Raw genomic sequence first — 24,205 nt, 5'->3', positions numbered from 1 at the left:
AGCCGGGGGGTCACCCGAAGCGGCCAGAGACGTAGTCTTCGGTCGCCTTCACCGACGGGTTCGAGAAGATCGTCGTGGTGTCGTCGTACTCGATGAGGTTGCCGGGCTTGCCGGTGCCTGCGATGTTGAAGAACGCCGTCCTGTCGCTGACCCGTGAGGCCTGCTGCATGTTGTGCGTCACGATGACGATCGTGTACTGCTGCTTGAGCTCCTCGATGAGGTCTTCGATCGCGAGCGTCGAGATCGGATCGAGCGCCGAGCACGGTTCGTCCATGAGGATGACCTCGGGAGACACGGCGATCGCACGCGCGATGCAGAGTCGCTGCTGCTGACCGCCCGAGAGGCCCGAGCCGGGCCGGTCGAGGCGGTCCTTGACCTCGTTCCAGAGGTTCGCGCCGCGCAGCGACTTCTCGACGAGTTCTTCGGCGTCGGACTTCGAGATCCGAGAGTTGTTGAGCTTCACGCCCGCGAGCACGTTCTCTTTGATCGACATCGTCGGGAACGGGTTGGGCCGCTGGAACACCATGCCGACCTGGCGACGCACGAGCACCGGGTCGACGTCGGGGTCGTAGAGGTTGTTGCCGTCGATGAGTACCTCGCCCTCGACGCGGGCGCCCGGGATGACCTCGTGCATGCGGTTCAGCGTGCGGAGGAATGTCGACTTGCCGCAGCCCGACGGGCCGATGAACGCCGTGACGCTGCGGGGCTCGATCGCGAGGTTGACGCCCTCGACGGCGAGGAACTTCGAGTAGTAGACGTTGAGGTCGCGGACCTCGATGCGCTTTGACACGGGCTTCCTTTGCTTGCGGGGGTCAGCGGCCGAGCTTCGGCGCGAAGAATCGGGCGACGAGCCTCGCGACGAGGTTCAGCGCCATGACGATGAGGATGAGGGTGAGTGCGGCGGCCCACGCCCGGTCGAGGAATGCCTCGGGCGGGTTGCCCTGGTTGGCGTACTGCGTGTAGACGTACACCGGCAACGACTGCATGCGGTCGGAGAAGAGGTTGTAGTTCACGCTCGCGGTGAATCCCGCGGCGATGAGGAGCGGAGCCGTCTCGCCGATGACGCGTGCGATCGAGAGCATGATTCCGGTGGTGATGCCGGCGATCGACGTGGGCAGCACGACCTTGACGATCGTCAGCCACTTCGGCACGCCCAGGGCGAACGCCGCCTCGCGGAGTTCGTTCGGCACGAGCCGGAGCATCTCTTCGCTCGAGCGCACGACGACGGGGATCATGAGCAGCGACAGCGCAACGGCGCCCGCGATGCCGGTGCGGGTACCCGGGCCGAGGAAGATCGCGAAGAGCGAGTATGCGAAGAGGCCTGCGACGATCGAGGGGATGCCGGTCATGACATCGACGAAGAAGGTGATGCCGCGTGCGAGCCGGCCCCGGCCGTACTCGACGAGGTAGATCGAGGTCATGAGCCCGATCGGGATCGAGATGACCGCGGCCGCACCCGTGATGAACAGCGTGCCGACGATCGCGTGCAGCGCACCGCCGCCCTCGCCGGTGACGTTGCGCATCGACATCGAGAAGAAGTCTGCGTCGAAGCGTGCGGCGCCGAGGCTCACGACCGTGATCGCAAGCGAGACGAGCGGGATCATCGCGAGCAGGAAGGCGCCGGTGACGAGCGAGGTGACCAGGCGGTCCATGGCACGCCTGCGGCCCTCGACGAGGGTCGAGAACAGCCAGATCGAGGGAATGTAGAGCAGTGCGCCGACGAGCAGTGCCCCGCCCCAGTTGAAGCCGGCACCGGAGCCGATGGCGACGACGCCGAAGACGGCGGCCGCGACGGCGACGGCGGCGATGAGGATCGTCCACGGCGCGGACTTCGGAAGTCGGCCGGCGGTGAGCGAATTGGCGATCGGCGCGGCGGCCTCGGGGGGCCGCGTGGTCTGGATGGTCATCAGTTCGCTCCCGAGAATTCCTTGCGGCGGCTGACGATCCAGCGCGCGAGCGCGTTGACCGCGAAGGTCACGATGAAGAGGATCAGGCCCGTCGCGATCAGCACATTGACGTTGAGGCCGTATGCCTCGGGGAAGCTCAGCGCGATGTTCGCGGCGGTGGTGTTCGGGTTGATCGAGGTGATCAGCTGGAAGGTGATGACGGGCGAGGCGGAGAGCACCATTGCCACCGCCATCGTCTCGCCGAGCGCGCGTCCGAGGCCGAGTACCGCTGCCGAGATGATGCCGGGGCGTCCGAACGGCAGCACCGCGGTTCGGATCATCTCCCAACGGGTGGCACCGAGCGCCAGCGCCGCCTCCTCGTGCAGCACGGGAGTCTGCAGGAAGACCTCGCGACAGATGGCCGTCATGATGGGCAGCACCATCACGGCGAGCACGAGTGCCGCGGTGAGAATCGTGCGGCCGGTGGCCGACGGGGTGCCGCTGAAGAGCGGGATCCAGCCGAGGTTCTCGTTCAGCCAGGCGTATGCGCTGACGACGGCCGGCGCGAAGACGCCGATGCCCCACAGGCCGAAGACGACCGACGGCACCGCGGCGAGCAGGTCGACGATGTAGCCGAGCACCGAGGCGAGCCGGCGCGGTGCGTAGTGCGAGATGAAGAGCGCGATGCCGATCGAGACGGGCAGCGCGACGAGCAGCGCGAGCGCTGCCGCCCAGACGGTGCCGAAGAGGAGCGGACCGACGTACGCCCAGAAGTTCGTCGTGAGGATCGAGGCTTCTTCGTTGGAGGCTGCCATTGCCGGCAGGCTCTGCACGATCAGGAAGATGGCCACCGCAGCGAGGGTGACGAGGATCATGGATCCCGCGAACACCGCCGAGCGGGAGAAGACGAGGTCGCCGACGCGGAGCTTCGCCTTGATCGGGGCCGTTACGGACATCTGGTGCGATCCTCGGGTTTCATGTGCCGGATTCGGGAGACGCGATCGTGCCCGACCCCGTCGCGAACGATCGGGGTCGGGCACGAACCTACTACTTGATCGAGTCGATCGCAGCAGTGACCTTCTCGCGGAGCGCGTCCGTGATGGGCGCCGAGCCGGCGTCCGTCGCGGCGACGTCCTGGCCCTCGGGGCTCGCGATGTAGGAGAGGTAGCCCTTGACGAGCTCGACGTTCGCCGGGTCCTCGTACTGGCCGCACGCGATGAGGTAGCTCACGAGCACGATCGGGTAGACGCCGGCCTCTTCAGAGGTGCGGTCGATCTCGATGGCGAGGTCGCCTTCGGCGCGGCCTTCGGCGAACGGCGAGGCGTCGACGATGGCGGCAGCGGCCTCGGGCGAGTACGGCACGAACTCGTCGCCGACCTTGACCGCGACGGTACCGAGGTCACCGGCGCGCGAAGCGTCGGCGTAGCCGATGGTGCCGTTGCCGTTGCTCACGGCGTCGACGACACCCGAGGTGCCCTGGGCGGCTTCGCCGCCCTCGAACGGCCACACGCCGTCGGCTTCCCAGGTCCAGACGTCGGCGGCTGCGGCGCCGAGGTACTCGGTGAAGTTCTCGGTCGTGCCCGAGTCGTCAGAGCGGTGCACGGGCGTGATCGCCAGGTCGGGGAGCGTCGCGTCGGGGTTCGTCGCGGCGATCGCCGGGTCGTTCCAGTTCGCGATCGTGCCGGCGAAGATGCCCGCGATGGTCGCCGCGTCGAGGTCGAGCGAGTCGACGCCCTCGACGTTGAAGATCACGGCGATCGGCGAGATGTAGAGCGGCAGCTCGACGATGGTCGAGTCGGGCGCGCACTTCTTGAAGCCGCCAGCGGCGATCTCGTCGTCTTTGAACGCACGGTCGGAGCCGGCGAAGTCGCTCGCGCCCTCGAGGAACGTCTCACGACCCGCACCCGAACCGGAGGGGTCGTAGTCGATGGTGACGTCGGGGTTCGCGGTCTGGAAGCCGGCGATCCACGACTGCTGGGCGGCGTCCTGCGAGGAGGCGCCCGCGCCGACGAGGTTGCCCGCGAGCGTCGATGCCGACTCCGAGGGGCCGGTGCCGCCTTCGTTCGCGGCACAGGAGCTGAGTGCGATCGTTGCCGTGATGGCGACGACGGCGGGCACGCCGAAACGCTTGAGATTCACGTGAATTCCCTTCCGGGGTTTTCGAATGCAGGGTGTGGGCCGGTGCCGACCCGCATGCGACGCTAATGAGTGCGCCTTACGAGCTTCCGCCACGACGGTAAACAGCAGGTGAACGACCGCTGTCGCACTGGCCTCATACTCGATGACCCGCCCGTGCTGCTCAGGCGCGCGGTGCGTGGGTCTCGATGGCGATGATGCCCGAACCCGGGCTCGTGGCCGAGAGGTGCACGACGCTGAACGCACCCGGCTCGAGGCCCGCGGCATCCGTCACGTAGGCGCCCAGGGGAGTCCCCGTCGCGAGCGCGAGCTCGCGCATGATCTCGGGCAGCACCGGGCCATGGCTGCAGACGATGGCGTTCTTGCCGGCTCTGACTCGCTTGCCCACGATGCGTCGTACCTCGTCGTCGCCCGACTCCCACGCGTCTTGGCTGATGCCCGGTTCGCGCTTGATCTCGATGCCGCTCGCGGCGGCGAGCGGCGTGACGCTCGTCACGCAGCGCACCGCGGGACTCGACACGATGCGTTTCGGTGACCACGCCCCGAGCGTCGACACGAGACCCGCGGCCTGTTCGACACCTCGCTCGGTGAGCGGCCGGCTGGCATCCGTGCCCTTCCAGCCGGAACGGCCGACCGCCTTGCCGTGCCGCACGACGGCGAGCGAGAAGGTCGAGGTGACGTTCTGGTCGAGCAGCTTCGCGAAGGCATCGAGGATCTCGATGTCGGGCTCGTAGCTGAGGTAGCTCCGCGCTCGCTTGACCGTGACCCACTCGAGGGCCGCGACCTCGGCGTTCGGCTTGAACGTCGACCGTTGCACGGCCCGCTCGCTCACCTCGGCCGCCCAGTAGTGCACGATCTTCTCCCGCCCGCTCGGCAGCGGATAGCGGGAGACGCCGAGCGGGACTCCCAGCGCCACCGAGAGCCCGGTCTCCTCGGCGATCTCGCGCACGGCGGTCTGCGGCAGCGACTCGCCCGGGTCGACTTTTCCCTTGGGGATCGTGACGTCGCCGTAGACCGTGCGATGGATCACCAGCACGTGCAGCTTGCCGTCGATGAAGCGCCAGCAGACGGCGCCGGCGGCGTAGATCGCCGTGGTCACCGCCGTTTGCCTGTACGGGTGCGCTGGCCGATCTGCTGCATGAGCCTATTCTGCATGTCGTCGAGCGGATGCCCCGCGGCATCCACCGACTGTCGGGTCCACTCACCCGAGCTGTCGAGCCACCAGGCGCTCGTGGTTTCGGCCATCGCGAGGTCGAAGAGCGAGTCGATCTCGGCGAGGTGCGCGGGCTCGGCGAGCCGTACGAGCGCTTCGACCCGGCGGTCGAGGTTGCGGTGCATCATGTCGGCCGAGCCGATGTACACCTGCGGATCGCCGCCGTTCAGGAACGAGAAGATGCGCGAGTGCTCGAGGTAGCGGCCGAGGACCGAGCGCACCCTGATGTTCTCGCTGAGGCCCGGGATGCCGGGGCGGAGGCTGCAGATGCCACGCACCAACACGTCGACGGGCACGCCGGCGTTCGAGGCCCGGTAGAGCGCGTCGATGATCGCCTCGTCGACGATGGAGTTCATCTTGATGCGGATGCCGGAGGGAAGGCCGGCTTCGGCATTGGCGATCTCGCCCGCGATGAGTTTGAGGAGTCCCTTGCGCAGGTGCAGGGGCGCCACGAGCAGGCGTTTGAACTTCTTCTCGATGGCGTAGCCCGAGAGCTCGTTGAAGAGGCGAGTGAGGTCTTTGCCGACCTGGTCGTCGGCGGTGAGCAGTCCGAGGTCTTCGTAGATGCGGCTCGTCTTGGGGTTGTAGTTGCCCGTGCCGATGTGGCTGTAGTGGCGGAGCACGCCCTTCTCCTGCCGGATCACGAGTGCGAGCTTGCAGTGGGTCTTCAATCCGACGAGGCCGTAGACGACGTGTACGCCGGCCTTCTCGAGCTTGCGGGCCCACGAGATGTTCGCCTGTTCGTCGAACCTCGCCTTGATCTCGACGAGCGCGAGCACCTGCTTGCCCGATTCGGCGGCATCGATGAGGGCTTCGACGATGGGGCTGTCACCCGAGGTGCGATACAGGGTCTGCTTGATGGCCAGCACATCGGGATCAGCCGCGGCCTGCTCGAGGAAGGCCTGCACGCTCGTTGCGAACGACTCGTAGGGGTGGTGCAGCAGCACATCGTGCCGGGAGACGGCTGCGAAGACATCGGCCCGCAGATTGGACTCGCTCGGCTGCAGTTGCAGCGCCGTCGTCGGCACGTGCGTCGGATAGTGCAGTTCGGGCCGGTCGAGGCGGGAGAGGTCGAAGAGACCGCCGAGGTCGAGTGGCGCCGGAAGGCGGAAGACCTCCTGCTCGGTGACATCGAGCTCGCGCACGAGGAGGCCGAGGGTGACGTCGTCCATGTCGTCGGTGATCTCGAGCCGGATCGGCGGGCCGAAGCGGCGTCGCAGGAGCTCCTTCTCGAGGGCCTTGATGAGGTTCTCGGTCTCGTCTTCCTCGATCTCGACGTCTTCGTTGCGGGTGACCCGGAACACGTGGTGCTCGACGATCTCCATGCCCGGGAAGAGGTCGCCGAGATGGTTGGCGATGAGATCTTCGAGCGTGATGTACCGCGCGTCTTCGATGGACTCGTCGGGCTCGACGCGCACGAAGCGGGGGAGCATCTGCGGCACCTTCACGCGTGCGAATTCCTGCCGGCCGGTGCGGCTGTTGCGCACGCGCACCGAGAGGTTCAGCGAGAGCCCGGAGATGTAGGGGAACGGATGCGCAGGGTCGACCGCGAGCGGCATGAGCACGGGGAAGATCTGCTTCGAGAAGTAGTTGCGCAGGTGTGCGTGCTCTTCGTCGCCGAGCTCGTTCCACGTGATGATGCGGATGCCGGATTCGGCGAGCGCGGGCTTGACGAGCTGCTGGTAGGCAGCGGCATGCCGCTCCTGCAGTTCGTGGGCTTTGGCCGACACATCGGTGAGCACGTCGAGTGGGGAGCGTCCGACGTTCGTCGGCACTGCGAGCCCGGTGATGATGCGGCGCTTCAGGCCCGCGACGCGCACCATGAAGAACTCGTCGAGGTTCGAGGCGAAGATGGCGAGGAAGTTCGCACGCTCGAGCACCGGCACCCGCGGGTCTTCCGCGAGCTCGAGCACTCGCTGGTTGAAGGCGAGCCAGCTCAGTTCGCGGTCGAGGTAGCGCTCTGCCGCGAGTTCGGGAGCGCCCTCGAGATCGAACGGCTCGAAGTCGTCGTCGAAGTCGCTCGACGTGCGGTCGTCGAGGATGCTGTCGGCATTCATCCCCTCATCATGCCATTGGCCCGCGACGGCTCGATGAAGCGCGAGACACGTGCACGTGGCGGGCAGACGACTTCATCGTGCGGCGAGGTCGCGCAGCTGCGACCGCAGGGTATCGAGCCGCTCCGTGCCGAACTCGGCCTCCCATTGGGCGGTGAGTCGCCGCGAGATGGCGGCGACATCGCGGCAGAAGCGTGCGCCGGCCTCGGTGAGTTCGACTCGAACGGCCCGGCGGTCACCGGTATCGGGCCGCGTGGTCACGTAGCCGATGTGCACGACCTCCTTGACGAGCGCGGCCATCGCCTGCCGGCTGACTCCGGCACGCTCGGCGAGCGTCGTGATGTTCGTGCCGGTCGACTCGAGGCCCGCGAAGACCGCGATGTGCGATGCGCGAACGAGCGGATGGCCCGTTGCGGCCACCTCGGTGAGCGCTCGCCGGGTGATCGCGGATGCCGCGCCCGTCAGCAGCATGCCGAGATCGTCGTGCCTGAGCTCCGCGATTGCGTCGAGCGCGTCTTCATACATCGATTACGCAACCCCCTTGACAATAAACGCAAGCCTCTTGACAATATAGGCAACCATGTTGCGCAATCCGCGCGACGTCGACAATCGTATCTCGAGGAGTCAGTATGCCCCAGCCCTTCCTTCCCGTCGTCGGTGACGCCATGCCCGAGATCGCCCTGGTCGATGCGCGCGGCCGCACCTCGACGCTCACTGCGGTCAGTGCCGGGCGACGCGCGATCGTGCACTTCATGAGATCGAGCACGTGCCCCATCTGCCTCGCCCATGCCGCGGCCGTCCAGCGTCTGTTCGACGACGGCGAGGTCGCCGGCGCGGCCTTCGTGCTGGTGCCGCCCGGCGGACCCGACGAGGCGACTTCCGCAGAACGGCGGGTTCGCGCCGCGCGAGGCACGCACGCCGAAGTCTGGGCGTCGGGCACCGATCACGGCAACGTGGGGCTCGGCCGGTTCCTCGGCCTCCAGCACAGCGGCACGTTCGTCGTCGACGAGTGCGGTGTGCTGCTCGCCGTGCGCACGAGCGTGCTGCCGACCGGGAACTTCTCGAAGGACGAGGTCGTCTCGGCGCTGAGTGCGGCGACGGATGCGCCGGGCGAGACCGAATCGCGCGAGCTGCGCTCGTGACTAGCGCGAGACGGGGCTCTGCTCGCGGTCGTCTTCCTCGTGCACGTTGAAGCGATAGCCGACGTTGCGCACGGTGCCGATGAGGCTGTCGAGATCGCCGAGCTTCGCACGGAGTCGTCGTACGTGCACGTCGACCGTGCGGGTGCCGCCGAAGTAGTCGTAGCCCCACACCTCGCTGAGCAGCTGTTCGCGGGTGAAGACCCGGGACGGGTGGGCGGCGAGGAAGCGGAGCAGTTCGAACTCCTTGTAGGTGAGGTCGAGGGTGCGCCCGTGCACCTTCGCCGAGTAGCTCGCCTCGTCGATGACGACGCCGGAGGTCTGGATGCGCTCACTCGGCTGCGACGATTGCGAGCGACCGATCGCGAGGCGGATGCGCGCATCGAGTTCAGCGGGGCCGGCATGCTCGAGCACGACGTCGTCGAGGCCCCAGTCGGGCGTGACGGCGGTGAGACCGCCCTCGGTCACGATGAGGATCAGCGGCACGGAGAGTCCGGTGGTCCGGAGGATCTGGGAGAGGGCCTTCGCGCCGGCAAGGTTCGTGCGTGCGTCGAGGAAGACGAGATCGGATTCGGGCGCTCTGACCAGCTGCTCAGGCGAAGCGGGAATGATCCGCGTTCGGTGAGTCAGGAGTGACAGAGCCGGAAGAACGTCATTGTTGGCTGCCGGCGACAAGATCAGCAGCTGCGCCACGCCACACCCTCCAGTAGTAAGGTGCGGTCAATACTACGGGACGCCGAGGGGCGCCCTGTGACACGAATGGGGAGACGATGAGCGGCGACGAGAACACGAGCAGCGGATGGCGCGGCATCGCGCTCGTCTGGGCGGTCGCGCTCGTCGGTGCCGTCCTGGTCGTGACGCTCGCGTACTCCGGAATCGACACCTGGTTCGGCGATGCCTCGCGGCTCGGCGTCTTCGATGCGCTCGGCGTCGTGCTCGCGGCATCCGTCGTCGGAGCGCTCGTCGTGCAATTCGCGACGCGACGGCCCGAGGGGTTCGTGCTGCGGGCGAGCTGGAGCATCGCCGGCGCGGTCGCCCTCGTGGGGATCGCCGCCCTCATGGTGGCGCCCGTCGCGGCGGCGTGAGGGCGATAGACTCGGACCATGTCTGAGCTGCTCGCCCTCGAACTCCTCTTCATCGGCTTGCTGGGTCTCGCGAGCCTCGCGATCGCCTGGGTCAGCGGTGTCGTCGTCTACAAGCTCTTCAAGGGCCAGCGCTAGGTGCTGGTGAAGACGTGGCGATGATCGAGCTGCCCGTCGATCTCCCGGCCGAGCTCGTGCCCCTGTCCTGGCTCCTCGGCGTCTGGGAGGGCTCGGGCGTCATCGACTACAAGGTCGGCGAAGATTCGGTGACGCACGAGTTCGGGCAGCGCCTGAGCTTCAGCCACGACGGCCTGCCGCACCTGAACTACACCTCGTACACCTGGCTGATCCCAGAGGACGACGGCGATCCGACGCCGCTCGTCACCGAGACCGGCTACTGGCGGCTCGCCAGGCCGCGCGGTGACGGCGACCAGGGCCCCGGCATGCTGCCACCGGTCGGCGCGTCGAGATTCGGCGATGTCGAATCGGTCGAGTCGTTGCGCAACGCCGATGGCGGCTTCGACATCGAGGTGGCCCTCGTCCACCCCGGCGGCGTCAGCGAGCTGTACCTCGGCGAGGTCAAAGGGCCCCGCATCGACCTCGCGACCGATGCGGTGATGCGCACGAGCGGGGCGAAGGACTATGCGGCCGCGACCCGGCTCTACGGCCTCGTCGACGCCCACCTGCTCTGGGCATGGGACATCGCAGCCCTCGGTCAAGACCTGCGGACCCACGCGTCCGCCCGACTCGCGAAGGTCGACTGATGACCGCCTCGCCGTTCCTCGCGCTCCCGGGCGCCGTCGCTGCCGACGGTGTCGATGTCGGCGTGGCCGGGCACTACGGCAACCCCATCATCGAGCAACGCCATCTCGAGCGCGGTGACGCGATCGTCGATCTGTCGAACCGCGGTGTCGTGACGGTGACCGGCCCCGACCGACTCACCTGGCTGCACTCGATGGCCAGTCAGGCGCTCGATCGGCTGCCGGCGGGCGAAGGCTCGGAGGCGCTGCTCCTCGACGCCTCCGGCCGGGTCGAGCATGCTGCCCACATCATCGACGACGGAACCACCAGCTGGCTCGTCGTCGAGGGCGATGAGGCAGCTCCGCTGGCCGCGTTCCTCGACCGCATGCGGTTCATGCTCCGGGTCGAGGTCGCCGACGCGACCGCCGGGGTCGCCGTGCTCGGCGCGATGTCGCAGACGGCGCTCGACGCCGCGACACCCGCGTTCGCCCCGGGCGGCGTCGCACTCGACTGGACCGACCCGTGGGCGCACCCTCGCCCCGGCGGGCATCAGTACGCCGCCGACGCGGGGCACCCGGCCTCCGACTGGCGCTGGATCGAGCGCATCGTGACGCGCGACGCGCTCGCCGATGCCGCGGCAGCGGTCAGGGCGGGCCGCGTCGACGTGGCCGGCTCGCTCGCTGCCGAGGCGTTGCGGGTCGCGGCCTGGCGTCCCCGCCTCGCGACCGAGGTCGACGAGCGCACCATCCCGCACGAGCTCGACTGGCTGCGCAGCGCCGTCGACCTCGGCAAGGGCTGCTACAAGGGCCAGGAGACCGTGGCGAAGGTGCTGAACCTCGGCCGCCCGCCGCGCCGACTCGTGCTGCTGCATCTCGACGGCAGCGACACCGTGCTGCCTGCGCCCGGCGATGAGGTCGTCGGCGAAAAGGTGCGCCCCGAGCCTGCGCCCGGTGAAGAGCCCGAACGCAAGGTGGTCGGCCACATCACCACCGCGGTCATGCACCACGAGCTCGGACCCGTCGCGCTCGCCGTCGTCAAGCGGGCCGTGCCGGCCGAGCTGCCGCTCATCGTGCACAGTCACGGCGTCGACATCGCGGCCTCCCAGGTCGAGATCGTGCCCGCCGACTCCGGCGCCGCCATCGAGGTCCCGCGGTTGCCGCGCCTCGGCGTCCACAAGCGCTGACACCGAAACGGGTGAGCACCGCGGACTTCCGCGGTGCTCACCCATGCGATCCCGGGGTGTCGGGGGTTATTCGAAGAGGGAGAGGGTGAGGTTGGCGGTGTAGTCGCCGGGGGTGATGGTGGCGGGGGTGCGGAGGAAGAGGTTCGCGGTGGCGGTCCATCGTCCTTCGGTGGCGATCTCTCCGGAGTCGAAGGCCATGGCGAGCAGTTCCTGGTCGACGAGGCCGACGTTGTTGGGGCCGTCGTCGAGGATGGTGTCGACTTGGTCGCCTTCGGCGACGAGTCCGGAGTCGCCGCCGTCGATGAGGTCTGGGGTCCAGCCCAGGTGTGCGGCGCTGATGGGGTCTTGACCGGTGGCGCCGGTGAAGTCGGTGGAGGAGCCGAGGACGTACCAGGCGGCGCCGTCGGGGATGTCTTCGGGCGTGCGGGTGTCGGTGATGGTGACGGTGGGCAGTGCGCCGGTGAATTGGCGTACGGTCGCGTCGGAGCCGTTCTCGGCGAGGGTGGTGCTGGTGGCGGCGACGCTCATGGCGAGGACGCCGGGTTCGGTGATCTCGGCGATTGCGACGTTCACCGCGACATCCTGTTCGCCGTAGCCTTCTTCGGCCATCGCGATGCCCGCGACGCCGGCGAGCAGCAGTGTGCCGATGGTGACCGCGGCGCCCCTGGCCGCGAACTTTGCCTTACTCATTTCACATCTCTCCTTGCATGATCTCGGCCTTGTCGCGCCGATCGGGTGTGATGGTTTCCGGTCTGGAGGAGGGGCCGGTGGCCCGCCGGATTCGACGGGCCACCGACCTCGACTCAGTTACATGATGCTGCCGCGTACCCGGCATCGACCGACAGCGTCACCGGGACCCCGTCGACGGTCGCAGTCGCTTCGACGGCGACCGTGCCCGCAGGCACGCTCACGGCGCGCGTCGTGAACGAGTGCACGGCGTTCTTGCCGGGCGCGACGGAGGCGAACGACTTGGTGCCGTACGCCGACTCGACCGACAGTGCCACGGGCACCGCCTCGTTGTTCGTCGCGCGCACCGTCACGAGCGCCTTGCCGGCGATGCACCGCGTCTCCGCGACGACCGTCACGTCGAGCGTGGGCTCGGGTTCGGCGGTCTCGAGCTGGAACGAGTCGAACTCGACGACGACCGGAGTCTCCTGCTGCGGCCCGATGGCCATCAGCCCGAGGCCTCGGAGAGGCTGGTCGAAGGTGATCCCGGTCTCCCCGATGGGTGTCCAGTTGACGCCGCCGTCGCTCACCTCGGCCGTGTAGAGGTTGCCGGTCTTCGTGACCCGGAGGTACCAGTACCCGCTCTCGGTGCTGTCGGCGATGTTGAGGTTGCGGTTGCCGATGCCGGCCGCGTTCGCCTCGCCCGCCAGCTCGGCCCGGAGGTCGAGTGCCGCGCCGGGAGCGTTGTAGGCGACGATGTCGGCCTTGACGTAGTTGTCGTCATCCGCCCACATCATCAGGCCCGCCAATTGGTAGCGGTGCTCGAGCGGTGCCTTGAACTTCGTGCTCGCCACCCAGTCGCCCTCGGGCGCCTCGGTGAGGATGAAGTTCCGCGGCGACAACGGGTTGTCGCCGTTGATGTCACCCGGCTGCGTCGTGATCTGCAGGTGACCGTCGGCGACCTTCGCGTGGTTGGAGTCGTACCGCACGCTCTGGGCCCAGCGGCAACCGTCGAGCGCGGTTCCGTCGAACGCATCGCCGGGTGCGATGGGTTCGCCGGCGGCCGGCTCGGGGCTGAAGCGGAACCAGTCCACCGTCGCGGTGACCGGGGTCGCCCCGAGGTCGCCCGCCGCCATGACGCCGATCTTCGCGTTCGGCTTGAGCTGCAGCGATCCGCCGAGGGCGCTCCAGGTCTGACCGTCAGCCGAGTACGCGCCCGTCAACGTGGTTCCGTTGCTCGTGAGCTTCAGCTGGATCGTCGTCGGGAAGCCGGCGGGCAGGGCAGGAGCGGACGGCGTCGTTCGAACACCGGTCGTCTCGCTCTGGAACTCGATGAAGCGTCCGCCGCTCTGGTTCCGAACGAACGCGAGCTTGTTGTACTCGTCGTCGTTCTGGTGCACGACGAGTCCGGCCCACTGCCAGTGCGAATTGTGCGCCAGCGTGATCTTCGTCGTCGCCTCCCATGCTCCGGCCGGCAGCGGCTTGCCCGCGAAACTCACCGGTCCGGGCGAGGCCTCGTTGATGTCGCCGGCGGTCACCGGCAGTTCCAGGGAGCCACCCGACTGGGTGATGGGCGTGCCGTCGGCCGAACGAAGGCCCCACGTCGCCGCGAGCGCGGGTCCGTCGAACTCGTCGGACAGCGGCGCGGAGGTGCACATGAGCGGCTCGAGCGGGTCGACGGGCTCGGGGCCCTGGGGGTCGGTGTCGATCGCGAAGTCCGCGAAGTCGACGGTGCCCGCTCCTGTGGCGTGCGACACGGTGAACATGCCCACGTCCTGCGACGCGGCGGCGCCGGTCAGGTTGACCGTGCCTCCGACCTGAGTCCAGGTCGTGCCGTCCTTGGAGAAGTACGCCGTGTAGTCGGCTCCGACCCGCTTCAGCTTCACCCAGGTGGGGTAGCTCGTGGTGCCTCCCTGAACGGAGGTGTTGAGCTGTCCGTTTCCGTCGGGGTCGGCGAGGAACTCGATGCCGCCGCTCGGCCGGACGCCGACCATCGCGTAGCCCGGCGAACTGCCCGGCAGCGTGATGTCGTTGCGCACGATGAGGCCCGCCTTGGCGGCGCCGTTCGTGTTCTGCTGGGCGTCGATCTTGACGACCGCCTCCCAGTCGTCGTCACCGCCGGCCGGCGCGTACAGGCTCGAGTACTGGTCGATGCCCTGCCACGTGTCGGCGCCGGCGCCGGTGATGCGGAAGCGCCCGTCGCCGATGCGCTCGAAGGTGCCGTCGGCATTCGTGAACGGCACGAGATCGCCGAAGAGCTCACCGACCTGCGCCTGCACGATGCGAGACGTGGTCGACTTGCCCGCGGTGTTCGTCGCGACGGCGGTGAGCTCGTAGAGCCCCTCTTCCGGCGCTGCCCACTCGGCGGCGTACGGTGCGGATTCGTCGACGCCGATGGAGGTTCCGTCGACGAAGAACTCGACCTGCTCCACCGTGCCTGCGGCATCCGCCTCGACCGCGACGTCCTGTCCGGGCTCGAGCTCGACGTCCTGCTGCGGCGCCGTGATGGCGACGGTCGGCGAGGCTTCGGGCGATGCGCCCTGGCCGATCGCCTCGAGGAAGTTGAGCTTGATCTCGCCGCCGCGGAAGACGACGTAGAGGTCGAGCGACTCCTCGGGGAACGCGCTCACATCGACGAGCACGTCGGTGAATCGCGTCGATCCGGTGGCAGGCACCGCGGCCGTCGCGAGGAGTTCGCCGTCGGCAGCGCCGTTGCGAAGCTCGATGCTCGTTCCCGCCGACACGGCCGAGACGCGGAGGGCGAGCTCGTCGACCCGGTAGAAGTTCACCGGATCGAAGTGCGCCCATGCGCCGTCGCCGCCGACGATCACTCGATCGCTCTCGATGCCTTCGACGTCGCGGCTCGGCGCCTTCGTCATCGCCGAGGCGCTGTCGTAGAACTCCGCCTGCTTGCGCTTCGGGAAGACGAGCGTCGTCTGCGAACCCGTCAGCGGGTTGGCACCGGCTTCGCCGCCGCCATCCGTGTAGCGGGCGTCGAGCGCGAAGAAGATGTTCTCGTCGGCCGCGTGACCGCCGAGCGTCGTCTCCGTGGTGCCCGTGAACCCGCTCAGCGGGGTCGTGGGGTGCGCGTGCTCATCGTGTCCGAGCGCGGGCTGGATGATGACATCGTCACCGTTCACGGTGCCGTCCTCAGGGTCCGTGACCGCGACATCCCACGACAGGTCGTCTCCGAAGTCGAAGAACGAGCCGTTTGGCGGCAGTGAGAAGGACACCGAGGGACGTGTGTTGCCGACCGTGATCGGAACGGTCGTCGTCGCGGTCTTTCCATCGGGGTCGGTCACGGTCAGTCGAGCGTTGAACTCGCCGTCGGCCTCGTAGGTGTGCGAGGCCGTCGCCGTCGTGGCGTCGACCGTTCCGTCGTCTTCGAAGTCCCAGGCGAAGGCGAGCTCCGCGTTCTCGGGATCGGAGGAGTTCGAACCGTCGTACGTCACCGCGAGCGGTGCGGGTCCGGAGTCCTTGTCAGCGGTGGCCTGCGCGATCGGCGAGCGGGAGCCCGAGATGTAGTCGATCCGGTGCAGCCCCGAGTTGGGGTTGTCGCGCCCGAAGCCGCCGCCCCAGTCGAGCACGTAGAGCGATCCGTCGGGACCGAATTTCGAGTCGATGGGCGCGAGGAACTGCTCTTGCGGCAGGAAGGGGTTGACCTTCTCCACCTGCGAGCCGGAGGCCGCGGCGGGATCCTTCAGCTGGATCGTGAACATCTTGTTGCGCGCCCACTCGTAGAAGAAGGGCTTGCCGTCGTACGAGGCCGGGAACTTCGTGTCGGACACGAGATCGGCGTCGTAGTCGTAGACCGGGCCACCCATGGGGGCGAGCCCGCCACCCTGCGGGATGACGGCGGGTACCGAGGAACGCTTGTAGCCGTACCACATGTCAGCGGCCCGCGCGGCGGGCAACTGGGTGAGACCCGTGTTGCGCGGCGAGTCGTTGACGGGGTTCGCGCAGTCGAAGAACGCACCGACCGTCACCGGGTTCGTCGTGTAGTCGACGTTGCGGAACGGCTCGTTGTCGCCCATGCAGAGCGGCCAACCGTAGTTGCCGGGCGACGTGATGTAGTTCCACTCCGAGATGCCGGCAGGTCCGCGGGTCGTCGGTGCATCCGTGCCGTTGTCGGGCGAGTAGTCGGCGAGACTTATCGCACCCGTCGACTGGTCCACGGAGAACCGGAACGGGTTGCGGAAGCCCATCGCGTAGATCTCGGGCAGCGTCTTTCCGTCGGTGTCGGCGGCCTCGGGGAAGAGGTTCCCCTCGGGAACGGTGTAGCCCGGCCCCTCGGCGTTCGGCGTGATGCGCAGCAGCTTGCCGCGCAGGTCGTTCGTGTTCGCCGACGTCTCACGCGCATCGTGGAAGGTGTTCGGACGGGTGGAGAGCGGCGCGTAGCCGCCCGACGGCTCGGAGTGGGGGTTCACGTCGTCGCCGACACCGAGGTACAGGTTGCCCGCGGCGTCGAAGTCGAGACCGCCGCCGGTGTGGCCGGGCTCGTCGGGCAGCCGTCGAGCCGGCACCTCGATGATGAGCTCTTCCGAGGCGGGGTCGATCACGCCGTCGACCATCGTGAAGCGCGAGACCCGGCTGAGGAAGTTCGACGGGTCGGAGTTGTTCGGGGCGTCGGGCGAGCGGTAGGTGTAGATGCGCCCGTTCTCGGTGAAGTCGGGGTCGAGTGCGATGCCGAGGAGTCCGTCTTCGCCACCGGAGTAGACGTCGAGCTCGAGGGCCGTCGTGACCGCGTTCGTGGCGGGGTCCCACACGCGGATCTGGCCGCGGACGAGCTCGGTGTAGAAGACCCGGCCGTCGTCGGCGACATCCATCGCGAAGGGCGCCGAGGTGTTCTCATCGAGTGCGACCTTCTCGAAACTGTTCCAGTCGGTGCCGCCGCAGTCGCCCTCGACCTCGCCGGTGGCGTACTGCACGCCGCCGACGATGTGCTCCATGAGGTCCGGTTCCTGGAAGTGCGAGCCGAAGTGTCCCATCGCGGTGGCCCAGGCACGGCCGCCGTCGTACGCCTTGCACCACGAGATCGGGTGGTCGTACCCCATCGCGTTGCCACCGGCGTCGTAGGTGGTCTCGTCCATGGACGCGAGCACGTGGGCGGTGCCCCTGACGTTGTTCGAGAAGTTGTACCACTCGTCGGCGCGGTCCCATCGCGTCTCTTCGAAGTGGTCGGTCGAGGGGTGCGCGTCGTCCTCGATCCGCACGGTGCCGGGCTGGCCCGGGTCGGTGCCCGTTGCTGCGTGCCCCGGCATGAGCGAACCGACGAGTTCGTCCCACCACGGGTAGTTCCCGCGCATGTCGGTGGCGTTGTGGATCGCCACGATGCCGCCGCCGGCCTGCTGGTAGCGCTCGAGCGCCGCCTTCTGGTCGGCGTTCCACGGGTCGCCGGACGTCTGGAACATGATCAGCGCGTCGTAGCCGGCGAGATCGGTGTCGTTGAAGACCGTTGAGTCCTCGGTGTGCGTCACCTCCATGCCCTCGGCCTCGAGTGCGGCCGTGATGAGCGGGGTGCCGTTGTTGATCGCGTCCGTGTGCCGGAACTGCGTCGTCTTCGTGAAGATGAGCACGTGCGAGCCGTCGTGGGCCTGCGCCGGAGCGGCGACCCCCACGACGACCCCTGTGGTCAGTACCGCCGCGAGTACCACGGCGACCAGCCGCGTCACGACTCTGTGAAGCTGGGTGAGCATGAGACCTCCATCGGTTTCAGATGCCGGCGACGTGTCACGCACAACCGGCGCACACGAGTCCGGTCACAACCTAGGGAGGCTTTGATCGCGCGTCAAGCAAAAGTTGGATGCAATGTGACAGATTCCGATCTTCCGATGCCCTGATTCTGCGTATTCAGCGGCGGAATCCACGCGTCATCGAACGCGGTGACGGATGCCTCGCCGCTAGGCTGGTTCGCATGCCACACACCCTCGTGCTGCTTCGCCACGGCAACAGCGAATGGAACCAGAAGAACCTGTTCACCGGTTGGGTCGACGTGCGGCTCAGCGAGCTCGGCACCGCCGAAGCGGCGCGCGCCGGCGAGCTCCTCGCCGAGTCGGGCCTGCTGCCCGACGTGCTCCACACCTCGGTGCTCACGCGAGCGATCCAGACCGCGAACATCGCCCTCGACGTCGCCGATCGCGCCTGGATCGACGTGCGTCGCTCCTGGCGCCTCAACGAGCGGCACTACGGCGCGCTGCAGGGCCTCGACAAGGCCGAGACCCTCGAGAAGTACGGCCCCGAACAGTTCCAGCTCTGGCGCCGCTCCTTCGACGTGCCGCCGCCCGTGCTCGAAGACGACGCCGAGTACTCGCAGGTCGGCGATGCCCGCTACGCCGATCTCTCCGATTCCGAGCTGCCGCGCACCGAGTGCCTGAAAGACGTCATCGCACGCATGCTGCCGTACTGGCAGTCCGACATCGTCCCCGATCTCGCCGCCGGCAAGACGGTGCTCGTCACGGCCCACGGCAACTCGCTGCGGGCGCTCGTGAAGCACCTCGACGGCATCGGCGACGACGAGATCGCCGAGCTCAACATCCCGACCGGCATCCCGCTCGTCTACCGCCTCGGCGACGACTTCATGCCGCTCGGGCCGGGGGAGTACCTCGACCCCGAGGCCGCAGCGGCCGGCGCTGCCGCTGTCGCGGCGCAAGGCAAGAAGTAGCGCTCCTCAGCGCAACGAAGGCCCAGCGGATGTCGCATCCGCCGGGCCTTCGTCATGCATCACCCGAACGGGCGGGCTGTCAGAGAGCCGACTTCTCGGGATCCCAGTCGCCCGTCGCGAGGTACTGCACCTTCTTGGCGATCGACACCGCGTGGTCGGCGAACCGCTCGTGGTACCGGCTCGCGAGCGTGGCGTCGACCGTGTCGACCGCCTGGCCCTTCCACGTCTCCCCGAGCACCTTGTCGAACACCTGCAGGTGCAGTGCGTCGATCTTGTCGTCCTCGTTGCGGATCTCCTCGGCGAGGTTCACGTCTTCGGTGCGCAGCAGTTGGACGAGCTTGCGCGCGATCTCGACATCGAGGCGACCCATGTCGGCGAAGGTCGGTCGAAGCGTCTTCGGCACGACCTTGTCGGGGAAACGGTAGCGGGCGAGCTGGGCGATGTGCGTCGACATGTCGCCCATGCGCTCGAGCGAGGCGCTGATGCGCAGCGCACTCACGACGATGCGCAGGTCTCGCGCGACGGGTTGCTGGCGCGCCAGGATCGTGATCGCGAGTTCGTCGAGCGCAACCGTCTCCTGATCGATGCGGTCGTCATCGGCGATCACCTCCTCGGCGAGGCTGACGTTCGACTCGTTGAACGCACGCGTCGCCTTGTCGATCGATTCGGCCACGAGCTCGGCGAGCTCGACGAGCCCTTCCTGCACCTCGCGCAGTTCCTGCTGGAACACCTCACGCATGTCTGTGGATCCTTGTCTGCTCTGGCCCGTGACGGGCACGGACGTGCCCGGACGCTCCGGCCCCGGGACATCCTCCCGACGCAAGATGAACAACAGGTGCCGGGACATTGAATACTGGTTAACGTACCGCCGCACAGGGGAACAACGGCAGATGGCACCCGAGTGGCTGGTTAGTCTGGTGCCATGGACTCCACGTGGTTGGTGCTCACGGCGCTGGCCTTCGGCATATTCCTCGGCGCCGCATTCATGATCGTGCTGCACTTCGCCGAGCGGCGCGGCTCGAATGCCGCGAAAGTCGTGGCACCCACGATTCCCGACGGCGTCGATCAGGTGCTCGACGTGCTGGAGTCCGCCGGAGTCGTGCTGGATCCTTCCAACAACGTGCTCCGCGCGTCGCCCGGAGCGCTCGCCATGGGACTCGTACGCCAGCAGGCACTCGTGCACGCCGAACTCCTCGAGCTCGTGGCATCCGTTCGCCGCGGCGGCGAGCCCATCGTCGACGAAGTCACCGTCGCGCGCGGACCGTTCGGTGATTCGACGCTGCGGCTGCACGTGCGAGTCGCCCGGCTGGGCACCCGCTTCGTCCTGCTGCTCGCCGAGGACCGCACCGAAGCGCATCGCCTCGACGAGGTGCGCCGCGACTTCGTGGCCAACATCAGCCATGAGCTGAAGACGCCGATCGCCTCGGTGAGCCTGCTCGCCGAAGCGCTCGACCAGGCGGCTGACGAACCGGAGCAGGTGCGGCGGTTCGCCGGACGCCTCTCGGTCGAGGCCGCGCGACTCGCCCACATCACGAGCGAGGTCATCGAGCTGTCGCGACTGCAGGCGAGGGATGCCCTGCGGCCCGACCGGCTGGTGCGCGTCGACCAGGTCATCGGCGCGGCGGTCGACCAGAACCGGGTGGTCGCCGGCGCCAAGCAGGTCGAGGTCGCCGTGAAGGCCTCGGCGAAGGCCGAGGTCTACGGCGACCGCGCGCTGCTCGTGGTCGCGGTGCACAACCTGATCGCCAACGCGATCGCGTACTCGAATGCGGGTGGCCGCGTGGGAGTGGGAGCGAAGGTCGACGGTGACGTCGTGGAGATCGCGGTGACCGATCAGGGCATCGGCATCGAGGCCGACGAGCTCGAGCGCGTCTTCGAGCGGTTCTACCGAGTCGACCAGGCCCGCTCACGGAACACTGGCGGATCGGGCCTCGGCCTGAGCATCGTCAAGCACACGGTGCAGAACCACGGCGGAGACGTTCGCGTGTGGTCGCAGCCCGGGCGCGGGTCGACGTTCATGATCCGGTTGCCGCTCGCCGAGGTGGCATTCGAAGCCGAGCCCGATGAGGGCGAGGCCGCTCGGCGGCTGGAATCCGCCGACCAGAGCACCGCGAAGTCGACCGCTTCAGCACGACCGGCTGCGAAGCTCGCAGTCACCGATCGAGGAGACCGTACGTGACCCGAATTCTGCTCGTCGAAGATGAGATCGCTCTGAGCGACCCCCTGAGCTTCCTGCTCGAGCGCGAGGGATACGAGGTGGAGGTTGCCGCCGATGGCCTGGCAGCGGTCGCCGCGTTCGACCAGTCCGGCGCCGACCTGGTGCTCCTCGACCTCATGCTCCCCGGCCTGCCCGGCACCGAGGTGTGCCGCGAGATCCGCAATCGCTCGACGGTGCCGATCATCATGCTGACGGCGAAGGACTCCGAGATCGACATCGTCGTGGGCCTCGAACTCGGGGCCGACGACTACGTCACGAAGCCCTACTCGACTCGGGAGCTCCTGGCACGCATCCGTGCCGTACTCCGTCGACGCATCGAGATCGAGGACTTCGACGAGGCGGTGCTCGAGGGTGGGCGCGTGCGCATGGACGTCGACCGGCACACGGTCGAGGTCGACGGTGAAGCCGTTCCCATGCCGCTGAAGGAATTCGAGCTGCTCGAACTGCTGATGCGCAATCCGGGCCGGGTGCTCACGCGGGGTCAGCTCATCGACCGCGTGTGGGGCTCCGACTACTTCGGCGACACGAAGACCCTCGACGTGCACATCAAGCGCATCCGGTCCAAGATCGAGCAGCAACCGTCGGAGCCGGTGCAGCTCGTGACCGTGCGCGGGCTCGGCTACCGCTTCGAGGCCTGAGACGAGGCCTGGAGGCAGACGAACGGGCGGGGTGCCGAGGCGCCCCGCCCGTTTCGTGTCAGGTCAGGGGGCGAGCTGCTCGTATTCGGGCAGGCGGCTGTCGAGAACCGGCACGAGCTTCTCGACGCCCTCGGCGCCGTCGTACTGGAAGAAGACGGGCAGGAGCGAACCGGGTTGCGTGTCGATGCCTTCGAGCAGCAGCGGCTCGGCGACATCGGTTCCCTCGACGTCATCGACGCCGAAGGTCACGGAGGACCCGGCCTTGATCTGGATGGAGTGCGTGTCTCCGCCGCCCTCGCCGAACTGCACCCCGAGTTCGATCTTCTCGGAGCCGTTGTTCACGACCGTCATGATGAGGTTGCCGTCGACACCGTCGTCGGAGACGACGAGAATGTTGCGGAGGTCGAGGTCTCCCACGTCTGCCGAGACACCGTCGCTGGCGTCGTAGCGCTCGGTGGTGGCCTGGTACGTGAGCATCGAGCACCCGCTCGCGCCGAGCGCGATGCCGAGAGCCAGAGCAGCGGATGCCGCAAGACGCGCCTTCACAGAACCTCCAAGTGCAAGCAAGCGCGCACGAGCAGCGGCTCGGGCGCGAAGGGAACGAATCCGAGCATATCGTACGGGCGATGCCTCGCCTGAAGGGGGGCGGAACCTTAGCATGATCCGGAATGTGATATCCTGATAGTTGCCGAAAGGACATCTATTCATGCTTTTTGAGGTTGGCGAAACCGTCGTTTACCCCCACCACGGTGCCGCAACGATCACCGAGGTCAAGAAACGCATCATCAAGGGTGAAGAGAAGCTCTACCTCAAGCTGAACGTCACGCAGGGCGACCTCGTCATCGAGGTTCCCGCTGAGAACGTCGACCTGGTCGGCGTTCGTGACGTCATCGGCAAAGAGGGCCTCGACAAGGTCTTCGAGGTACTGCGCGCACCCTTCACCGAAGAACCGACCAACTGGTCGCGTCGTTACAAGGCGAACCTCGAGAAGCTCGCTTCCGGCGACGTGATCAAGGTCTCGGAGGTCGTGCGCGACCTCTGGCGCCGCGATCAGGATCGAGGCCTCTCGGCCGGTGAGAAGCGCATGCTCGCGAAGGCGCGCCAGATTCTCATCTCCGAGCTCGCGCTCGCTGAGAAGACCGACGAAGAGGCGGCTTCGACCGTGCTCGACGAGGTCCTCGCCTCCTAGCGGGTACTTCACGAACGGCGGGCGCGGGAGCGCCCGCCGTTCGTCGTCTCACCGCGCCGGTCGAGGAGCGGCGCCAGCGCGTCCGCCGGTCGAGTAGGCGCGCCAGCGCCGTATCGAGACCCCGCGGCGGCCCGCCGCGACTACGCTCGGATCCGTGAGCTCAACGATCGCCGTCATCGTCGTCGCCGCCGGCAGCGGCACCCGGCTCGGGCACTCCGAACCGAAGGCCTTCGTGCCACTCGGCGGCGGCACCATCCTCTCGACGGCAGTCGATGCCGTACTGGGCATGCGCGAGACGCCGCACCTCGTGCTGGTCGTCCCCGACGACCGCGTCGGCGCGACCCGGTCACGATTCGCGTCCGGCGCGGCGGCGGCATCCGCGCCGCTCGACGTGGTCGCCGGCGGAACCACCCGTCAGGAGTCCGTCGCAGCCGGCCTGGCGGTGCTCCCCGCGTCGGTCGACACCGTGCTCGTGCACGATGCAGCCCGAGCGCTCGCACCGGCACTGCTCTTCGATGAAGTCGCCGGTGCGGTTCGCGCCCGACAGCACGGCATCGTGCCCGCGCTCGACGTCGTCGACACCGTGAAGCGGGTCTCCGGTGACGGCCGAGTGCTCGAGACGGTCGACCGATCGACGTTGCGAGCGGTGCAGACGCCGCAGGGTTTTCCGCGCTCGTCGCTCGATCATGCGTATGCCACGGCCGACGGCGAGTTCACGGATGACGCGGCGCTCGTGGCATCCGTCGGGGTCACCGTCGAGGTGGTGCCCGGAGACGTGCGCGCCTTCAAGATCACGGTGCCGGCCGACCTCGAGCGCGCCGAGCATTTCATCGGCCGACCGCGTGCATCGAACCGCGACCACGGTGTCGGCGCCGCGGGTGCGGCGCCGCGCATCGGCACCGGTACCGACGTGCACGCGTTCGCCGACGACGCCGGCACCCCGCTCTGGCTCGCGGGCCTCGAGTGGCCGGGCGAACGCGGACTCTCAGGGCATTCCGACGGCGACGCCGCCGCGCACGCGATCTGCGACGCACTGCTCGCCGCAGCAGGCCTCGGCGACGTCGGACAGGTCTTCGGCACCGCCGATCCTCGCTTCGAGGGCGCGCACGGCGCGGTGTTCCTCGCGGAGGCCCGCCGTCTCGTCGAGCTCGCCGGCTGGAGGGTCGGCAACGTGACGGTGCAGATCGTCGGCAACCGTCCGAAGCTCGCCCCGCGCCGAAGCGAAGCCGAGGCGCTGCTGTCGAACGTGCTCGACGCGCCGGTGAGCGTGGCCGCGACGACGAGCGATGCGCTCGGATTCACCGGCCGTGGCGAAGGCGTCGCGGCCATCGCGACGGCGTTGCTGCTGCCGAACGTCTGAGCCGTACAGCCCCGCAGGTCACGGACATGCCCGGCCGGT

21 protein-coding genes are annotated in these 24,205 nt (G+C 68.1%); 9 read left to right on the top strand and 12 right to left on the bottom strand.

What is annotated here, in order from left to right; all coding sequences use genetic code 11:
- Positions 1-10: 10 nt before the first annotated feature.
- From pstB to AC6CH0_RS00440, 7 genes are all read right to left on the bottom strand, one after another.
- On the bottom strand, positions 11-790 hold the full coding sequence (gene pstB, locus AC6CH0_RS00470) for a phosphate ABC transporter ATP-binding protein PstB (protein WP_498097527.1): 780 nt from the start codon (positions 788-790) through the stop codon (positions 11-13).
- 22 nt (positions 791-812) lie between these two features.
- Positions 813-1,907, bottom strand: coding sequence for a phosphate ABC transporter permease PstA (gene pstA / locus AC6CH0_RS00465; protein WP_498097525.1), 1,095 nt, complete (start codon positions 1,905-1,907; stop codon positions 813-815).
- Positions 1,907-2,842, bottom strand: coding sequence for a phosphate ABC transporter permease subunit PstC (gene pstC, locus AC6CH0_RS00460; protein WP_498097523.1), 936 nt, complete (start codon positions 2,840-2,842; stop codon positions 1,907-1,909). The genes pstA and pstC overlap by 1 nt, the downstream gene beginning before the upstream one ends.
- Positions 2,843-2,933: 91 nt before the next feature.
- The gene (locus tag AC6CH0_RS00455; protein WP_498097521.1) at positions 2,934-4,025 is read right to left on the bottom strand and encodes a phosphate ABC transporter substrate-binding protein PstS; all 1,092 of its coding nucleotides are present in this window, start codon (positions 4,023-4,025) and stop codon (positions 2,934-2,936) included.
- 160 nt (positions 4,026-4,185) lie between these two features.
- Complete coding sequence (locus AC6CH0_RS00450; RefSeq protein ID WP_498097519.1) at positions 4,186-5,121, bottom strand: NUDIX hydrolase; 936 nt, start codon at positions 5,119-5,121, stop codon at positions 4,186-4,188.
- Entirely contained in the window at positions 5,118-7,292 is a 2,175-nt protein-coding gene (locus AC6CH0_RS00445) for an RNA degradosome polyphosphate kinase (protein WP_498097517.1), read from the bottom strand. Before AC6CH0_RS00445 ends, AC6CH0_RS00450 begins: the two co-directional genes overlap by 4 nt.
- Before the next feature lie 72 nt (positions 7,293-7,364).
- Positions 7,365-7,814, bottom strand: a complete 450-nt coding sequence (locus AC6CH0_RS00440; protein ID WP_498097515.1) for a MarR family winged helix-turn-helix transcriptional regulator — start codon at positions 7,812-7,814, stop codon at positions 7,365-7,367.
- A 104-nt stretch (positions 7,815-7,918) separates the two neighbouring features.
- Between AC6CH0_RS00440 and AC6CH0_RS00435 the strand changes: the two genes are divergently transcribed.
- Positions 7,919-8,431, top strand: a complete 513-nt coding sequence (locus AC6CH0_RS00435; RefSeq protein ID WP_498097513.1) for a redoxin domain-containing protein — start codon at positions 7,919-7,921, stop codon at positions 8,429-8,431.
- Here the strand turns inward: AC6CH0_RS00435 and AC6CH0_RS00430 are convergent, their stop codons facing one another.
- On the bottom strand, positions 8,432-9,121 hold the full coding sequence (locus AC6CH0_RS00430; protein ID WP_498097511.1) for a response regulator transcription factor: 690 nt from the start codon (positions 9,119-9,121) through the stop codon (positions 8,432-8,434).
- A 77-nt stretch (positions 9,122-9,198) separates the two neighbouring features.
- Here AC6CH0_RS00430 and AC6CH0_RS00425 point away from each other — a divergent pair, with 77 nt between their 5' ends.
- The 3 genes from AC6CH0_RS00425 (at position 9,199) to ygfZ (ending at position 11,434) form a co-directional block, all read left to right on the top strand.
- The gene (locus tag AC6CH0_RS00425) at positions 9,199-9,513 is read left to right on the top strand and encodes a hypothetical protein (RefSeq protein WP_498097509.1); all 315 of its coding nucleotides are present in this window, start codon (positions 9,199-9,201) and stop codon (positions 9,511-9,513) included.
- A 155-nt stretch (positions 9,514-9,668) separates the two neighbouring features.
- Positions 9,669-10,274: a nitrobindin family protein gene (locus AC6CH0_RS00420; RefSeq protein ID WP_498097507.1), complete on the top strand. Its 606-nt coding sequence runs from the start codon at positions 9,669-9,671 to the stop codon at positions 10,272-10,274.
- On the top strand, positions 10,274-11,434 hold the full coding sequence (ygfZ, locus tag AC6CH0_RS00415) for a CAF17-like 4Fe-4S cluster assembly/insertion protein YgfZ (protein ID WP_498097505.1): 1,161 nt from the start codon (positions 10,274-10,276) through the stop codon (positions 11,432-11,434). Before AC6CH0_RS00420 ends, ygfZ begins: the two co-directional genes overlap by 1 nt.
- Before the next feature lie 66 nt (positions 11,435-11,500).
- Here the strand turns inward: ygfZ and AC6CH0_RS00410 are convergent, their stop codons facing one another.
- Together AC6CH0_RS00410 and AC6CH0_RS00405 are read right to left on the bottom strand one after the other, a co-directional pair.
- Positions 11,501-12,124, bottom strand: coding sequence for a hypothetical protein (locus AC6CH0_RS00410; protein WP_498097503.1), 624 nt, complete (start codon positions 12,122-12,124; stop codon positions 11,501-11,503).
- A 113-nt stretch (positions 12,125-12,237) separates the two neighbouring features.
- A complete protein-coding gene (locus AC6CH0_RS00405) occupies positions 12,238-17,796 on the bottom strand; it encodes a ThuA domain-containing protein (RefSeq protein WP_498097501.1) in 5,559 nt (1,852 codons plus the stop codon).
- 218 nt (positions 17,797-18,014) lie between these two features.
- On the opposite strand from AC6CH0_RS00405, the gene AC6CH0_RS00400 reads away from it, so the two are divergent.
- Positions 18,015-18,761, top strand: coding sequence for a phosphoglyceromutase (locus AC6CH0_RS00400; RefSeq protein WP_498097499.1), 747 nt, complete (start codon positions 18,015-18,017; stop codon positions 18,759-18,761).
- Between the two features lie 79 nt (positions 18,762-18,840).
- On the opposite strand, the gene phoU is transcribed toward AC6CH0_RS00400, so the two are convergent.
- Positions 18,841-19,500, bottom strand: coding sequence for a phosphate signaling complex protein PhoU (gene phoU, locus AC6CH0_RS00395; RefSeq protein ID WP_498097497.1), 660 nt, complete (start codon positions 19,498-19,500; stop codon positions 18,841-18,843).
- 183 nt (positions 19,501-19,683) lie between these two features.
- On the opposite strand from phoU, the gene AC6CH0_RS00390 reads away from it, so the two are divergent.
- Complete coding sequence (locus tag AC6CH0_RS00390; RefSeq protein WP_498097495.1) at positions 19,684-20,940, top strand: sensor histidine kinase; 1,257 nt, start codon at positions 19,684-19,686, stop codon at positions 20,938-20,940.
- Positions 20,937-21,617, top strand: a complete 681-nt coding sequence (locus AC6CH0_RS00385) for a winged helix-turn-helix domain-containing protein (protein ID WP_022894340.1) — start codon at positions 20,937-20,939, stop codon at positions 21,615-21,617. The genes AC6CH0_RS00390 and AC6CH0_RS00385 overlap by 4 nt, the downstream gene beginning before the upstream one ends.
- Before the next feature lie 63 nt (positions 21,618-21,680).
- Here AC6CH0_RS00385 and AC6CH0_RS00380 read toward each other — a convergent pair whose 3' ends face one another.
- Positions 21,681-22,163: a hypothetical protein gene (locus AC6CH0_RS00380; RefSeq protein WP_498097493.1), complete on the bottom strand. Its 483-nt coding sequence runs from the start codon at positions 22,161-22,163 to the stop codon at positions 21,681-21,683.
- Positions 22,164-22,323: 160 nt separating this feature from the next.
- On the opposite strand from AC6CH0_RS00380, the gene AC6CH0_RS00375 reads away from it, so the two are divergent.
- Both AC6CH0_RS00375 and ispD read left to right on the top strand, forming a co-directional pair.
- Positions 22,324-22,806, top strand: coding sequence for a CarD family transcriptional regulator (locus AC6CH0_RS00375; RefSeq protein WP_022889889.1), 483 nt, complete (start codon positions 22,324-22,326; stop codon positions 22,804-22,806).
- Positions 22,807-22,918: 112 nt separating this feature from the next.
- Positions 22,919-24,166, top strand: coding sequence for a 2-C-methyl-D-erythritol 4-phosphate cytidylyltransferase (ispD, locus tag AC6CH0_RS00370; RefSeq protein ID WP_498100968.1), 1,248 nt, complete (start codon positions 22,919-22,921; stop codon positions 24,164-24,166).
- The last annotated feature ends 39 nt before the right edge of the window (positions 24,167-24,205 follow it).

The sequence above is a fragment of the Agromyces sp. GQ35 genome, assembly GCF_059758475.1.
This window is presented reverse-complemented; position numbering and strand designations above follow the sequence as displayed.

Coding starts and splice junctions, on each gene's coding strand:
- pstA (WP_498097525.1), bottom strand. CDS start 1,907: ATGACCATCCAGACCACGCGGCCCCCCGAGGCCGCCGCGCCGATCGCC.
- pstC (WP_498097523.1), bottom strand. CDS start 2,842: ATGTCCGTAACGGCCCCGATCAAGGCGAAGCTCCGCGTCGGCGACCTC.
- AC6CH0_RS00445 (WP_498097517.1), bottom strand. CDS start 7,292: ATGAATGCCGACAGCATCCTCGACGACCGCACGTCGAGCGACTTCGAC.
- AC6CH0_RS00440 (WP_498097515.1), bottom strand. CDS start 7,814: ATGTATGAAGACGCGCTCGACGCAATCGCGGAGCTCAGGCACGACGAT.
- AC6CH0_RS00435 (WP_498097513.1), top strand. CDS start 7,919: ATGCCCCAGCCCTTCCTTCCCGTCGTCGGTGACGCCATGCCCGAGATC.
- AC6CH0_RS00425 (WP_498097509.1), top strand. CDS start 9,199: ATGAGCGGCGACGAGAACACGAGCAGCGGATGGCGCGGCATCGCGCTC.
- AC6CH0_RS00420 (WP_498097507.1), top strand. CDS start 9,669: ATGATCGAGCTGCCCGTCGATCTCCCGGCCGAGCTCGTGCCCCTGTCC.
- ygfZ (WP_498097505.1), top strand. CDS start 10,274: ATGACCGCCTCGCCGTTCCTCGCGCTCCCGGGCGCCGTCGCTGCCGAC.
- AC6CH0_RS00410 (WP_498097503.1), bottom strand. CDS start 12,124: ATGAGTAAGGCAAAGTTCGCGGCCAGGGGCGCCGCGGTCACCATCGGC.
- AC6CH0_RS00405 (WP_498097501.1), bottom strand. CDS start 17,796: ATGCTCACCCAGCTTCACAGAGTCGTGACGCGGCTGGTCGCCGTGGTA.
- AC6CH0_RS00400 (WP_498097499.1), top strand. CDS start 18,015: ATGCCACACACCCTCGTGCTGCTTCGCCACGGCAACAGCGAATGGAAC.
- phoU (WP_498097497.1), bottom strand. CDS start 19,500: ATGCGTGAGGTGTTCCAGCAGGAACTGCGCGAGGTGCAGGAAGGGCTC.
- AC6CH0_RS00390 (WP_498097495.1), top strand. CDS start 19,684: ATGGACTCCACGTGGTTGGTGCTCACGGCGCTGGCCTTCGGCATATTC.
- AC6CH0_RS00375 (WP_022889889.1), top strand. CDS start 22,324: ATGCTTTTTGAGGTTGGCGAAACCGTCGTTTACCCCCACCACGGTGCC.